Origin of the sequence: Rhodococcus sp. NPDC058532, from assembly GCF_042719255.1 — a bacterium.
GTDB lineage: Bacteria > Actinomycetota > Actinomycetes > Mycobacteriales > Mycobacteriaceae > Rhodococcus_G.
This window is the reverse complement of the sequence record NZ_JBHXNU010000007.1, coordinates 158,226-171,093: the sequence shown is the minus strand read 5'-3', so window position 1 is coordinate 171,093 and position 12,868 is coordinate 158,226. Positions and strand designations below refer to the sequence as shown.

Sequence of the window (12,868 nt, the reverse complement as noted above, 5' to 3'; positions counted from 1 at the left end):
CGGGCCGCCAGGATCCTGGACCATTCGCAATTCAGTTATCGCGTTTGCTCATAAGTAGGATGGTCGGGTGGACTTCCGGCAGCTTCGCTACTTCCTCGCGGTGAGCGAGGAGCTCAGCTTCAGCCGCGCCGCGACGAAGTGCTTCATCTCGCAGTCCGCGATCAGCCATCAGATCGCCAAGCTCGAACACGAACTCGGCACCACGCTCTTCGACCGGTCCACTCGGGTGGTGCGGACCACCCCTGCCGGCTCCCGCCTGGTCCCGATCGCCCAGCAGGTGCTGGCGCTGGAGACCCAGGCACTCGCGGTCGCCAAGGAACCGCGCAACCGGATCCGGATCACCGCGAACATGACCTTCGCACCCCAGAGCCTCGACGCGATCGCCGAGGTGCGCGCCCGCTACCCCGACCTCGACATCGAGTTCGTCATCAAGCGGTTCACCGAGCGGATCGACGCGGTCGCGTCCGGTGACGCCGACATCGCGCTGATCCGCGGGACCGCGGACCGGCCGGGCCTGTCGGCGATCCCGCTCGGCATCGAGGACCTGATGATCGTGACCTCGAGCGAGCATCCGCTGTCGGCGTTCTCCTCCGTCGAACTGGGCGAACTGGCGCCGTACCCGCTGCTGCTGCCGCCGCGGAGCAGTCAGGTGCTGATCCACTCCGTCATCGAGAACGCCTTCGTGGAGGCGGGACGCCGCCCGCGATTCGGCCCGCCCATCGCCCGCGACCACACCGCGATCCTCGACGTCATCAACAATCCCCGGGCCTGGACCGTGCTCTACGCGGGCACGGTGTCGGGCAGCGCGCCACGCACCGGACTGCAGGTGATGCGGGAGGCACAGGGCCGGCTGCAGGTCCCGGTGTGCGGCGTCGTGCGCAGCGGCGAAAACCTCTCCCCCGCAATGGTGTTGCTGGTTGACGCGCTGCGTCACACGATGCCGGGCAACCCCGACGCGGCCGAGCAGGCGTGACCGCCGCCGCCGGGTGCGACGGCGGCGGAGTCACATGGTGCGCCTGCCGGACAGTGCCCGCCCGAGGGTCAGCTCGTCGGCGAACTCCAGGTCGCCGCCCATCGGCAATCCGGACGCGAGCCGGGTGACGGTTAGACCGGGGAAGTCCCGCAGCATCCGCACCAGATAGGTCGCGGTCGCCTCCCCCTCGGTGTTCGGGTCGGTGGCGATGATCACCTCGGCGACATCGACGCCGTCCTCCTGATTGCCGATGCGCGCCAACAACTCCCGAATACGAAGCTGGTCGGGCCCGACCCCGCTGAGCGGATCCAGTGCACCGCCAAGAACGTGGTAGCGCCCACGGAACTCGCGGGTGCGCTCGATCGCCTGCACATCCTTCGGCTCCTCGACCACACAGATGATGGTGCGATCGCGTCGCTCGTCGGAGCAGATCCGGCACCGCTCCTTGTCGGACACCGTCCCGCACACGATGCAGAACTGCACGCCGTCGCGCACCCGCTGGAGTGCGTTCTGCAGCCGCTCGATCTCCGGCGGCTCGACGCCGAGCAGATGGAACGCGATGCGCTGCGCACTCTTCGGCCCGACACCCGGCAGCTTGCCGAGTTCGTCGATCAGATCCTGGACCGGACCCTCGTACACGCTCCGCCTCGCTAGAAGGGAAGTCCGGGCATGCCGCCCGCGAGGGGGCCGAGCTTGCCAGCCGCGATCTCCTGCGCCTTGCCCGCCGCGTCCGCGATGGCACCGATCACCAGGTCCTGCAGTGTTTCCACGTCGTCCGGGTCGACGACCTTCGGGTCGATCGCGAGCGCAACCACCTCGCCCGTTCCCTTGACGGTGGCGGTGACCAGGCCACCACCGGCCTGGCCGGTGACCTCGGTCTGGGCGATCTCGGCCTGCGCGGCCATCAGTTGCTGCTGCATCTGCTGGGCCTGAGCGAGGAGTTGCTGCATATCGGGCTGTCCACCGGGCTGCACGTTTGCGGTCCTTTCTGCGCGTGTGTGCTCGCCAGCGTAGACGCACCCGGCTACGGTGAGCGCGTGCGAGCGACGACGCGGCTACGCCGCCTGTGCGTGATTTTTACCCCGACCGGGGGGCGGATTCATGCGGTCGTCGCAACAAGGAGCTCGTCGAGCTTCTCCGCCGGATTATGCCAGTCGAGGGTTTCTCGGGGACGCCCGTTGAGTTCGTCGGCGACCCGCCGCAGGTGTTTCTCGGAGTGCACCGACAGGTCGGTGCCCTTCGGGAAATACTGCCTGAGCAGGCCGTTGGTGTTCTCGTTGGTGCCCCGCTGCCACGGTGAGTGCGGGTCACAGAAGTAGACCTGCACCCCGGTGTCGACGGTGAACTGGGCATGCCGGGACATCTCCTTGCCCTGATCCCAGGTGATCGACCGGACCAGCGCCGCGGGCAGCTCGCGGATCTTGGCGGCCATCGCCGCGGCGACCTGCTCGGCGGTGTGCCCGTTGGGCAGGTGCAGCAGCATCACGAACCGGGTGGTGCGTTCGACCAGCGTGCCGATCGCCGAGGCGTTGTTCGCACCCAGGATCAGATCCCCCTCCCAGTGACCCGGTATCGCCCGGTCGGCGACCTCGGCGGGCCGCTCCGAGATGTTGACCATCCCCGGGATCTTCCCGCGGCGCTCGTCGGAGCGTTTGTGCCCGCGACGCAGATGCCGGCCGGTGCGCAGGTGCCCCGCCAACTCCCGCTTGAGGGCGCCCCGGGACTGGATGTAGAGGGCGAGGTAGATCGTCTCGTGTGACACCCGCATAGTCTCGTCGTCCGGGAACTGCCGGATCAACGCCTTCGAAATCTGTCGGGGCGACCAGTTCAGCTTAAGTTTGTCCTCGACGAACCTCCGAAGCCGTTTGGCGACAGCAAGTTTCGCATCCTTCGGACGTTTCGCTCGGTTCTTCGCGGCCCGGTCCGCGGCGCCGGGACTGTAGTAGCCGCGGGCGTTGGTGCCCCGTTCGATTTCCCTGCCGATGGTGCTGCGATCACGCCCCAACTCGCGGGCGATCGCAGACTTGCTGCGACCGCCGGTGAGCATCTCCGCGATGGTCTCGCGTTCCTCGAGGCTCAGGAACCGTCCCGACGGTGGCACCGGGGTGCGGGGACGGACCCCGCCGGAAGCGACGATCCACCGCCGGGCCGTCCCGAGACTGACCCCGGCCTCGCACGCCGCCTCCAGCCGCGTCTTGCCGTCGCTACGGCACTGCCAGAACCGCAGCCGGGCCTCGATCGACGCCGCCGGGCGTCCCACCACCATCGCCATCACAAACACCCTCCATCATCGGGGTGTTGCAACGACCGCTTGACCCAGAGGGGTAAAAATCACGCACGGTGCCGTTTTCGCTGCTGCCGGGCTGGCACTGTCCGGGTGCACCATCCCCGTCGACGGCGTTGCCTCGGCCGGACCCCCGGTCACCTCCGCGGCGCGGGCCGCCGCGGTGACCGAGCCGCCGCAGCTCCCCCTTGCCGGCAGGACGGTGTTCCTCGACCCCGGGCACAGCGGGTCGCAGGACGCCGCGATGACCGCGCCGGTCCCGACCGGGCGGGGCGACACCAAGGACTGTCAGACCACCGGGACCGCCACCGACGCCGGCTACCCGGAGCACACCCTCACCTGGCAGGTGACCGGCCTGCTGCGTACCGAACTGGAGGAGCTCGGCGCCCGGGTGCTGCTCAGCCGCACCGACGACGCGTCCGTCGGCAGCTGCGTCGACGAACGCGCGGCGGCCGCGAACGCAGCCGCCGCGGACGCCGTCGTCGCGGTACACGCGGACGGAGCGGGACCGGACCAGCACGGCTTCCACGTCTGCTATTCGGCGCCGCCGCTCAACGACGTCCAGGCCGGGCCGTCGGTCACCTTCGCCACCGCGATGCGGGACGCGCTCGTCGAGCGGGGCCTGACCCCGTCGACCTACGCCGGGTCGGGCGGGCTGCAGCCGCGCGCCGACCTCGCCGGGCTGAACCTGGCCGAGCGCCCGTCGATCCTGGTGGAACTCGGCAACATGCGCAACGCCGACGAGGCACGACAGATGACGGACGAGGGCGGCCGCGCACGCTACGCGACCGCCCTCGCCCAGGGCATCTCCCGGTACCTCGTCAGCTGAGTTCGCGAGCCAGCTTCGCGAGGACCTCCGCCTGAATCTTCTTGAGGCCCAGCGGCGCGAAGGTCCGCTCAAAGAATCCGCCGATGCCACCGGCACCGTTCCACGCCGTGGTGGTGGTGACCGTGGACCCCGAACCGTGCGGGGTGACCGTCCAGGTCGTCACCATGCTCGAGTTGGCGTCGGTCTCCGTCACGGTGTCCCCCGACACGGTGATCGTGGCCGTGACATTGCGGGTGCGCTTCTCCGTCGCCTTGAGCGCCCAGGACGCGACGGTTCCCGCGCCCTGCCCGCCCTCGAGCACGCGGTAGTCGGAATAGTGCTCCGACAGGATCCGAGGACGGACGGTCTGGTAGTCCGCGATCGCCGCGAGGGCCGCCTCCGGAACCGCTGCGACCTCGACCGAGCTGCTGGCACTGACCTGTCCCACCGGGTTCTCCTCACTACTGACGGGCCGGCACCGCGCCGCCCACGCATCCACCCATCGTGCCTGGTCCGTCACGGTCCCGGCCACCTTCCCCGAGACGGCTGTGCCTCGTATCACAGCTTCGGCGTTGCCGCGCGGCGAGGCGGCGATTTCGCGACGCGCTGCCACCTTCCATCGCCCGGAAGCCGGTCAGGGGATAGCGTCGAAGAGTGGCAGTCACTTCCAGTGCATTCCGCAGGCGATCGACCCGGCGATCGACCACTCCGCTCGAGATCGGGCCGCAGGCCCACCGTGCGGGGGTCGACCGCCTGTTGGCGAGCTACCACGCCATCCCGCCCGCCGCTGCCGTGCGGCTCGCGAAGAAGACGTCGAACCTCTTCCGTGCCCGCGCGAAGACGAATGCGCCCGGGCTCGACGTGTCCGGCCTGGACCGGGTGATCTCCGTCGACCCCGATGCCCGCACCGCCGACGTCGCCGGCATGTGCACCTACGAGAACCTCGTCGCCGCGACGCTGCCCTACGGGCTGGCGCCGCTGGTCGTGCCCCAACTCAAGACGATCACCCTCGGCGGTGCCGTCACCGGCCTCGGCATCGAGTCCACGTCCTTCCGGAACGGCCTGCCGCACGAGTCCGTGCTTGAGATCGACGTTCTCACCGGCAGCGGCGAGATCGTCACCGCGACGCCCGACGGCGAGCACGCGGACCTGTTCTACGGCTTCCCCAACTCCTACGGCACCCTCGGCTACTCGACCCGACTGCGGATTCGGCTGGAACCGGTCAAACCCTTTGTCGCCCTGCGTCACCTGCGGTTCGACGACGTCGAGACGCTGCAGTCCACGATGGACACCATCGCCCGCACCCGCCTGCACGACGGCGTCGCCGTCGACTATCTCGACGGCGTCGTGTTCTCCGCGACCGAGTCGTACCTGACGCTCGGCACGCAGACCGACGAGCCGGGACCGGTGTCCGACTACACCGGCATGGACATCTACTACCGGTCCATCCAGCACGAGTCGGTGAACCACCCGAAGACCGACCGGCTGACGATCCACGACTACCTGTGGCGGTGGGACACCGACTGGTTCTGGTGCTCACGCGCGTTCGGCACCCAGAATCCGCGGATCCGCCGGTGGTGGCCGAAGCGCTACCTGCGCAGCAGCTTCTACTGGAAGCTGATCGGGCTCGACCAGCGGTACGACATCGGCGACCGGCTCGAGCAGCGCAAGGGGCTGCCGCCGCGGGAGCGGGTCGTGCAGGACGTCGAGGTCCCGATCGAGCGGACCGCCGACTTCGTGCACTGGTTCCTTCGGGAGATTCCGATCGAGCCCATCTGGTTGTGCCCGCTGCGGCTGCGCGAACCGGCGCCCACCGGCGCGGCGGCCGACCGGCCGTGGCCGCTGTACCCCCTCGAACCGAAACGCACGTACGTCAACATCGGGTTCTGGTCGTCGGTGCCGATCGTCCCCGGCGAACCCGAGGGGGCAACGAACCGTCGCATCGAGCGCACGGTGACCGAGTTCGACGGGCACAAGTCGCTGTACTCGGACGCCTACTACGCGAAGGACGAGTTCACCGCCCTCTACGGCGGCGAACGTTACGAGGAACTGAAGAGGAAGTACGACCCGAACTCACGACTATTGGACCTGTATTCGAAGGCGGTGCAACGCAAGTGACCACATTCAAGGACTCGAGGACCGCATCCCGGAAGGACGGCACCGACGCAGGAAGGCTGTCGATCGCCGAGATCCTCGAGATCGTCGTCGGCAAGGACCTACCGGTGTACTTCACCGCGTACGACGGCAGCTCGCTCGGCTCAACCGATGCGAAGTTCCACCTGAATCTCCGCTCCCCCCGCGGCACGACGTACCTGGTGACGGCACCCGGTGATCTGGGCCTAGCCCGGGCATACATCTCCGGCGACCTCGAGATCGTCGGCGCGCATCCCGGCAATCCGTACGAGGTGCTCCGGGTACTCGGCGAGCAACTGCACTTCAGCCGCCCCACCCCCCGCGAACTGGCCCAGATCACCCGATCCCTCGGGTGGGACGTCCTCAAGCCGATCGCTCCCCCGCCGCAGGAATCGCTGCCGCGGTGGCGGCGCATCGCGGAGGGCCTGCGGCACTCCAAGACCCGCGACGCGGAATCGATCCACCACCACTACGACGTCTCCAACGCCTTCTACGAGAAGGTTCTCGGCCCGTCGATGACGTACACCTGCGCCGCGTACGAGTCGGAGGAGCAGTCCCTCGAGGGTGCCCAAGAAAACAAGTACCGGCTGGTGTTCGACAAGCTGAACCTGGCGAAGGGCGACCGTCTCCTCGACATCGGGTGTGGGTGGGGCGGAATGGTTCGGTACGCCGCCCGCCGCGGGGTCAAGGTGATCGGCGCGACGCTGTCCGCCGAGCAGGCCGAGTGGGCACAGCGGGCGATCGCGGCCGAGGGCCTGTCGGATCTGGCGGAGGTCCGGCACTCCGACTACCGGGACATCGCCGAGACCGGATTCGACGCGGTGTCGTCGATCGGCCTGACCGAGCACATCGGGGTCGCGAACTACCCCGCCTACTTCGGGTTCATCAAGTCGAAGCTGCGGGACGGCGGCCTGATGCTCAACCACTGCATCACCCGACCGGACAACAAGCACAACGCAAGGGCGGGCGGGTTCATCGACCGGTACGTGTTCCCGGACGGGGAGCTGACCGGCTCGGGCCGCATCATCACCGAGGTCCAGGATGTCGGGCTGGAGGTGCGGCACGAGGAGAACCTGCGCGAGTCCTACGCGCTGACGTTGGCCGGCTGGTGCCGCAACCTCGAGGCCAACTGGGACGAGTGCGTCGCCGAGGTCGGGGAGGGCACCGCGAAGGTGTGGGGCCTGTACATGGCGGGATCGCAGCTCGGCTTCGAACGCAACGTGGTGCAGTTGCATCAGGTCCTCGCCGTCAGGGTCGGCCGCGACGGGAACGCGAACGTCCCCCTCCGCCCCTGGTGGAAGCCCTAGAACCGACGAATCGAGGGCCCTCGCCGGCCGGGAATCCGGACGACGAGGGCCCCCGACTGCGGTCAGCCCTTGAGCGACGCGGGCGGGGTGAAGCGCTCGCCGTACTTCGCTGCGAGCTCCTCGGCGCGGGCGACGAAGCCCGCCTTGCCGCCCGGGTAGCCGGTGACGAACTGGCTCACGCCGCCGGTCCAGGCCGGGTAGCCGATGCCCATGATGGAGCCGATGTTGGCGTCGGCGGTGGACGTGATGACGCCCTCGTCGAAGCACTTGACCGTCTCGATCGCCTCGATGAACAGCATCCGGTCGATCAGGTCCTGGATCGGCGGGGTCGCCGAACCCGACTCGAAGTGGTCCCGCAGGCCCTGCCACAGGCCGGTGCGCTTGCCGTCCGCGTAGTCGTAGAAGCCGGCACCGCCCAGGCGGCCCTTGCGGTCGTTGCCCTCAACCAGGTAGTTGATGACGTCGCCTGCCGGGTCGGCGGGCAGCGTCTTGCCCTCGGCGAGCGCGGCGGCCTTCGACTCGGCGCGGATCTTCTGCATCAGCGTCAGGTTCAGCTCGTCCGACAGCTGCAGCGGCGCCGCCGGGTAGCCGGCCTGCATGCCGGCCTGCTCGATGGTGGCCGGCTCGATGCCCTCGGCGACCATCCCGATCGCCTCGTTGACGAACGTGCCGATGACGCGGGAGGTGAAGAAGCCCCGCGAATCGTTGACCACGATCGGGGTCTTGCGGATCTTCTGCACGAAGTCGAAGACCCGGGCGAGGGTCTCGTCCGTGGTCTTCTCGCCGCGGATGATCTCGACCAGCGGCATCTTGTCGACCGGGGAGAAGAAGTGGATGCCGATGAAGTCCTCCGGCCGCTTGACGCCGGTCGCCAGGTCGGTGATCGGCAGCGTCGAGGTGTTCGAGCCGAGCAGGGCGTCGGCGTCGACGATGTCCTCGATCTCGGCGAAGACCTTCTTCTTCAGCTCGGGCGACTCGAAAACGGCCTCGACGACGAAGTCGACACCGGCGAAGTCGGCGGCGTCCGCGGTCGGGGTGATGAGGTCAAGGAGGGCCTTCGACTTCTCCTCGGTGGTCTTGCCGCGCGAGAGCGCCTTGGCCTCGATCTTCTCCGCGTAGCCCTTGCCCCGCTCAGCGGCGGCGAGCTCGACGTCCTTGAGCACCACCGGGATTCCGGCCTTCGCGCACACGTACGCGATGCCCGCGCCCATCATGCCCGCGCCGAGGACGCCGACCTTCTTGATTTCCCGCTTCGGGATGTCCTTCGGACGCGACGCGCCGGAGCCGATGGCCTGCATGTCGAAGAAGAACGCCTGGATCATGTTCTTCGCGACGTCGCCGGTGACCAGCGAGGTGAAGTAGCGGGACTCGATCTTGAGCGCGTTGTCGATGTCGACCTGGCTGCCCTCGACCGCGGCGGCGAGGATCGCGCGCGGTGCGGGCATGTTGGCGCCCTTGAGCTGCTTGCGCAGGTTCGCCGGGATGGCGGGCAGGTTCGCCGCGAACGCCGGGGTGGACGGGGTGCCGCCGGGGATCTTGAAGCCCTTCTCGTCCCACGGCTGGGTGCCCTTGTCCGGGTTGGCCGTGATCCACGCCTTCGCCGCGGGGACCAGCTCCTCGACGGAGGCGACGACCTCGTCGATGACGCCAGCGGCGAGGGCCTGCTGCGGCGCCCGCTGCTGACCCTGCAGCAGGTGCTGAGTCAGCGCGGTCATGATGCCGAACTTGCGGACCATGCGGACCACGCCGCCGCCGCCGGGCAGCAGGCCGAGGGTGACCTCGGGCAGACCGATCTTGACGCCCCGGACATCCGCGGCGATCCGGTGGTGGGTGGCGAGGGCGATCTCGAGGCCGCCGCCGAGCGCGGCACCGTTGATGCAGGTGACGACCGGCTTGCCGAGGGTCTCGAGGCGACGCAGGTCGGCCTTGAGGTTCAGGCTGTGGTGGTAGATGTGCTCGGCGTCGGCCGGGCCCGCCTTGATCATGTTCTTCAGGTCGCCGCCGGCGAAGAAGGTCTTCTTGCCGGAGGTGAGCACGACACCGGTGATGGTGTCCTTCTCCGCGTGCAGCCGGTCCACGGTCGCGCGCATCGACGCGATGTACCGGTCGTTCATGGTGTTCGCGCCCTGGTTCGGGTCGTCGATGGTGAGCACGACGATGCCGTCGGCGTCCTGCTCCCAGGCGATGATGTTCTGTTCGCTCACTGTTTCGTCTCTCCTGATCGGTGTCGTGAGCGTCAGACGCGCTCGATGATGGTGGCCACGCCCATGCCGCCGCCGATGCACAGCGTCACCAGGGCGCGCTTGGCGCCGCGGCGCTCGAGCTCGTCGACCATGGTGCCGGTGATCATGGCGCCGGTCGCGCCGAGCGGGTGGCCCATCGCGATCGCGCCGCCGTTGACGTTCAGCTTCTCGTCCGGGATCTTCAGGTCCTTCTGGAACTTCATCGCGACCGAGGCGAATGCCTCGTTGATCTCGAACAGGTCGATGTCGTCGACGGTCAGCCCGGCCTGGGCGAGCACCTTGTGCGCTGCCGGGGTCGGTCCGGTGAGCATGATCGTGGAGTCGGCGCCGGAGGTCGCGGTCGCGACGACGCGGGCCCGCGGGGTCAGGCCCATCTCCTTGCCTGCCCGCTCGGAGCCGACGAGCACCAGCGCGGCACCGTCGACGATGCCGGAGCTGTTGCCACCGTGGTGGACGTGGTTGATCTTCTCGACCCAGTGGTACTTCTGCAGCGCAACCGCGTCGAAGCCGCCCATCTCTCCGATGCCGGCAAACGCCGGAGCCAGGCCTGCGAGCGATTCGACAGTGGTGCCGGGACGCATGTGCTCGTCCTGGTCGAGGACGGTGACACCGTTGATGTCCTTGACCGGGACGACGGACTTGGCGAAGTAGCCGCCCGCCCACGCCTTCGCCGCAAGGTCCTGCGAGCGGGCCGCGTAGGTGTCGACGTCCTCGCGGGTGAAGCCCTCCATGGTGGCGATCAGGTCGGCGCCGATGCCCTGCGGCACCAGGTAGGTGTCGAAGTTGGTGGCCGGGTCCTGCATCCAGGCGCCGCCGTCGGAGCCCATCTTCACCCGGGACATCGACTCGACGCCGCCGGCGATGACCAGTTCGTCCCAGCCGGACCGCACCTTCTGCGCGGCCATGTTCACGGCCTCGAGGCCGGAGGCACAGAAGCGGTTGATCTGCACGCCGCCGACCGTCTCGGGCAGGCCCGCGACGGTCACTGCGGTGCGGGCGATGTCGGCGCCCTGGTCGCCGAGCGGGGACACGACGCCGAGGACCATGTCGGAGATGCGGTTCTCGTCGAGGTTCGGGAAGCGGGTGCGCAGCTCGGCGACCAGGCCGGTGACCAGGTCGATCGGCTTCACCGAGTGCAGCGAGCCGCTGGCCTTTCCCTTGCCGCGTGGGGTGCGGATGGCTTCATAAATGAATGCCTCTGTGGTCACGGTGTTCCTTCCTGTGCGCGGCGCGGCGGCCGCGGGCGTGCGGTCTTCTGCAGGTCCAACGGGTGCCGGGCGCCGTGTGCCCCGGCCCGAGGCAGACACCCCGATGCTCGCCATAGTAGAACGTGTTCCAAAAAGAGGTCCAGGACCGAAGCGAGCGAGGTCCATGACCATTGCGATCGCCGCGACCGTCAGATCGAGCGCAGCCCCTGGGAGGTGAGGGTGAACTCGCACCAGCACTCGACCCGCCCGGCAGCGCCCGGCCGCACGGCCAGCGGAGCCCGCCCGGACCGCGAGATGGGCGGCGAGATCGGCGGCAGCCCGGGCAGCGGGACGAGGCGGACATCGAGGGGTGCGTAGCCCTCGGCCCGCACGACCACCCGCAGGTGCTCGTCCGCGTCACCGGCGACCAGGTCGAAGCCGCCACGCTCACAGGTGGCAGCGGAGCCGTTCGGTTGGCCCGTCCGACCGGTGTCGAGCTGGGTGTCGTCGGCGGGATGCCACCACTCCAGCCGCGCACCGTGGATCGGCTCACCGGCATGGCCTCGGACCACGCCGAGCATGCGCAGCGTGCCCACCCGCCGGGCGGGCGGCTCCGGCGCGGGGACCAGCGTCAGCCTCGCCCGACTCGGTGACTCGTCGCCATTCGGGCCCGAGGACTCGAGTCGGTGCAACGGCATGTCACGCCCTCCCTCGTCGTGGCATCGCCCATCGAACCCGGGCCGAGTGTTCCCCGACGTTACGGCATGACGACCGCGGCCGCGATCCGCCGCGCGCGGCCGCTGGACACATTGCGCAGCCGATTCGGGCGGTCGGGTTCGTCCGGTTCGCGGGTGCGTGCCGCGGGTCGGTGGTGGAATGGAACGACGGCGGTCCCCCCGAAGGAGACTGTCGGTCAACGGAATGACGGCCGCTCCCCGCCGGGATGGCCATCGGACGGGAGGTCACCGGTGGTCACACCCCGCGTCGTCCCCACGGACTGGGGCGCGGCATCGCGGCTCGTCGCGGACGCGTACTTCCCGCACACGCTGACCCGGTTGTCCCGCGACAGCACCGCGGGGGCCGTGGTCCACACCGCGGAGCTGGGTCCGATCCGACTGGCCGGTATCGGCTGGGGCGCCGACGTCACGGTCGAGTCCGCCCATCCCGGCGGCTACGCCGTCAACATCCCGATCTCGGGTCACCTGACGTCGGTCACCGCGGGCGTGGAGGTGACCTCCCCGGTCGGGTGGGCGACCGTCTGCCCACCCGACACCGACACCCACATCACGGGATGGAACCGGGCCTGCCGGATTCTGGGTGTCGGCATCGACCGCGCCCATCTCGACCGCGAAATGCTGCGGGTACTCGAGACGGAACGGCGGCTGCCTCTGCAGATCGACCTCACAACGCCGGAGGGCGCGAGCTGGCTGCGCCTGGTCACCTCGCTCGCGCGGCAGCTGTCGGACGATCCGGGGGTGCTGAGCAATCCGCTGGTCGCCGAGCATCTCGCAGGCGCCGTGACGTCGGCGCTGATCCTCGCCGCGACACCGGCGGCGCCTGCCCCGGCCCCACGGCCCCGCATCGTCAAACGGGTGCTCGACGCCCTGCAGGCCGACCCGGGGCGGGCGTGGACGGCGGGCGACATGGCCGAATGCGCGGGGGTCGGGGTCCGTCGACTGCAAGAAGGGTTCCGCCGCCACGTCGGCCGCAGCCCCTCCGAGTGCCTGCTCGACATCCGCCTGGAACGGGCGCACGAGGAGCTCGTGGCCGCCGAACCGAGCCGCACGGTCACCGACATCGCGCGGCAGTGGGGGTTCACCCACCCCGGACGGTTCGCGGCGGCCTACCGCGGCAGGTACGGCACCTCGCCGTCCCAGGTGCTGCGGGGCTGACTCCGGCGGTTACCCGACGGACCCGGCCCGGGCGCCCTATC

12 protein-coding genes are annotated in these 12,868 nt (G+C 69.3%); 5 read left to right on the top strand and 7 right to left on the bottom strand.

What is annotated here, in order from left to right; translation table 11 throughout:
* The first annotated feature begins 67 nt into the window (after positions 1-67).
* Positions 68-973, top strand: a complete 906-nt coding sequence (locus ACFWQG_RS11215) for a LysR family transcriptional regulator (protein ID WP_378507679.1) — start codon at positions 68-70, stop codon at positions 971-973.
* A 30-nt stretch (positions 974-1,003) separates the two neighbouring features.
* Here the strand turns inward: ACFWQG_RS11215 and recR are convergent, their stop codons facing one another.
* The 3 genes from recR to ACFWQG_RS11200 all read right to left on the bottom strand — a co-directional run bounded on the left by recR (position 1,004) and on the right by ACFWQG_RS11200 (position 3,245).
* Positions 1,004-1,612, bottom strand: coding sequence for a recombination mediator RecR (gene recR / locus ACFWQG_RS11210; RefSeq protein WP_378507678.1), 609 nt, complete (start codon positions 1,610-1,612; stop codon positions 1,004-1,006).
* An 11-nt stretch (positions 1,613-1,623) separates the two neighbouring features.
* Complete coding sequence (locus ACFWQG_RS11205; RefSeq protein ID WP_378507677.1) at positions 1,624-1,923, bottom strand: YbaB/EbfC family nucleoid-associated protein; 300 nt, start codon at positions 1,921-1,923, stop codon at positions 1,624-1,626.
* 149 nt (positions 1,924-2,072) lie between these two features.
* Positions 2,073-3,245 (bottom strand): IS30 family transposase, encoded by a 1,173-nt coding sequence (locus ACFWQG_RS11200; protein WP_378507676.1) that lies wholly within the window; start codon positions 3,243-3,245, stop codon positions 2,073-2,075.
* Positions 3,246-3,336: 91 nt separating this feature from the next.
* Here ACFWQG_RS11200 and ACFWQG_RS11195 point away from each other — a divergent pair, with 91 nt between their 5' ends.
* Positions 3,337-4,086, top strand: coding sequence for an Rv3717 family N-acetylmuramoyl-L-alanine amidase (locus ACFWQG_RS11195; RefSeq protein ID WP_378507750.1), 750 nt, complete (start codon positions 3,337-3,339; stop codon positions 4,084-4,086).
* Here ACFWQG_RS11195 and ACFWQG_RS11190 read toward each other — a convergent pair.
* Positions 4,079-4,513 carry an SRPBCC family protein gene (locus ACFWQG_RS11190; RefSeq protein WP_378507675.1) on the bottom strand — a complete coding sequence of 145 codons (435 nt, stop codon included), beginning with the start codon at positions 4,511-4,513 and terminating at the stop codon, positions 4,079-4,081. The two genes, ACFWQG_RS11195 and ACFWQG_RS11190, sit on opposite strands and share 8 nt — an antisense overlap.
* 269 nt (positions 4,514-4,782) lie before the next feature.
* Between ACFWQG_RS11190 and ACFWQG_RS11185 the strand changes: the two genes are divergently transcribed.
* Both ACFWQG_RS11185 and ACFWQG_RS11180 read left to right on the top strand, forming a co-directional pair.
* The gene (locus ACFWQG_RS11185) at positions 4,783-6,183 is read left to right on the top strand and encodes an FAD-binding oxidoreductase (protein WP_378507749.1); all 1,401 of its coding nucleotides are present in this window, start codon (positions 4,783-4,785) and stop codon (positions 6,181-6,183) included.
* Entirely contained in the window at positions 6,180-7,505 is a 1,326-nt protein-coding gene (locus ACFWQG_RS11180) for a class I SAM-dependent methyltransferase (RefSeq protein WP_378507674.1), read from the top strand. Before ACFWQG_RS11185 ends, ACFWQG_RS11180 begins: the two co-directional genes overlap by 4 nt.
* Before the next feature lie 62 nt (positions 7,506-7,567).
* On the opposite strand, the gene ACFWQG_RS11175 is transcribed toward ACFWQG_RS11180, so the two are convergent.
* From ACFWQG_RS11175 to ACFWQG_RS11165, 3 genes are all read right to left on the bottom strand, one after another.
* A complete protein-coding gene (locus ACFWQG_RS11175; protein WP_378507673.1) occupies positions 7,568-9,709 on the bottom strand; it encodes a 3-hydroxyacyl-CoA dehydrogenase NAD-binding domain-containing protein in 2,142 nt (713 codons plus the stop codon).
* A gap of 32 nt (positions 9,710-9,741) precedes the next feature.
* Complete coding sequence (locus ACFWQG_RS11170) at positions 9,742-10,956, bottom strand: acetyl-CoA C-acetyltransferase (protein WP_378507672.1); 1,215 nt, start codon at positions 10,954-10,956, stop codon at positions 9,742-9,744.
* A gap of 188 nt (positions 10,957-11,144) precedes the next feature.
* Positions 11,145-11,633, bottom strand: coding sequence for a hypothetical protein (locus ACFWQG_RS11165; RefSeq protein ID WP_378507671.1), 489 nt, complete (start codon positions 11,631-11,633; stop codon positions 11,145-11,147).
* A gap of 270 nt (positions 11,634-11,903) precedes the next feature.
* On the opposite strand from ACFWQG_RS11165, the gene ACFWQG_RS11160 reads away from it, so the two are divergent.
* Complete coding sequence (locus tag ACFWQG_RS11160) at positions 11,904-12,827, top strand: AraC family transcriptional regulator (protein WP_378507670.1); 924 nt, start codon at positions 11,904-11,906, stop codon at positions 12,825-12,827.
* Positions 12,828-12,868 lie beyond the last annotated feature (41 nt).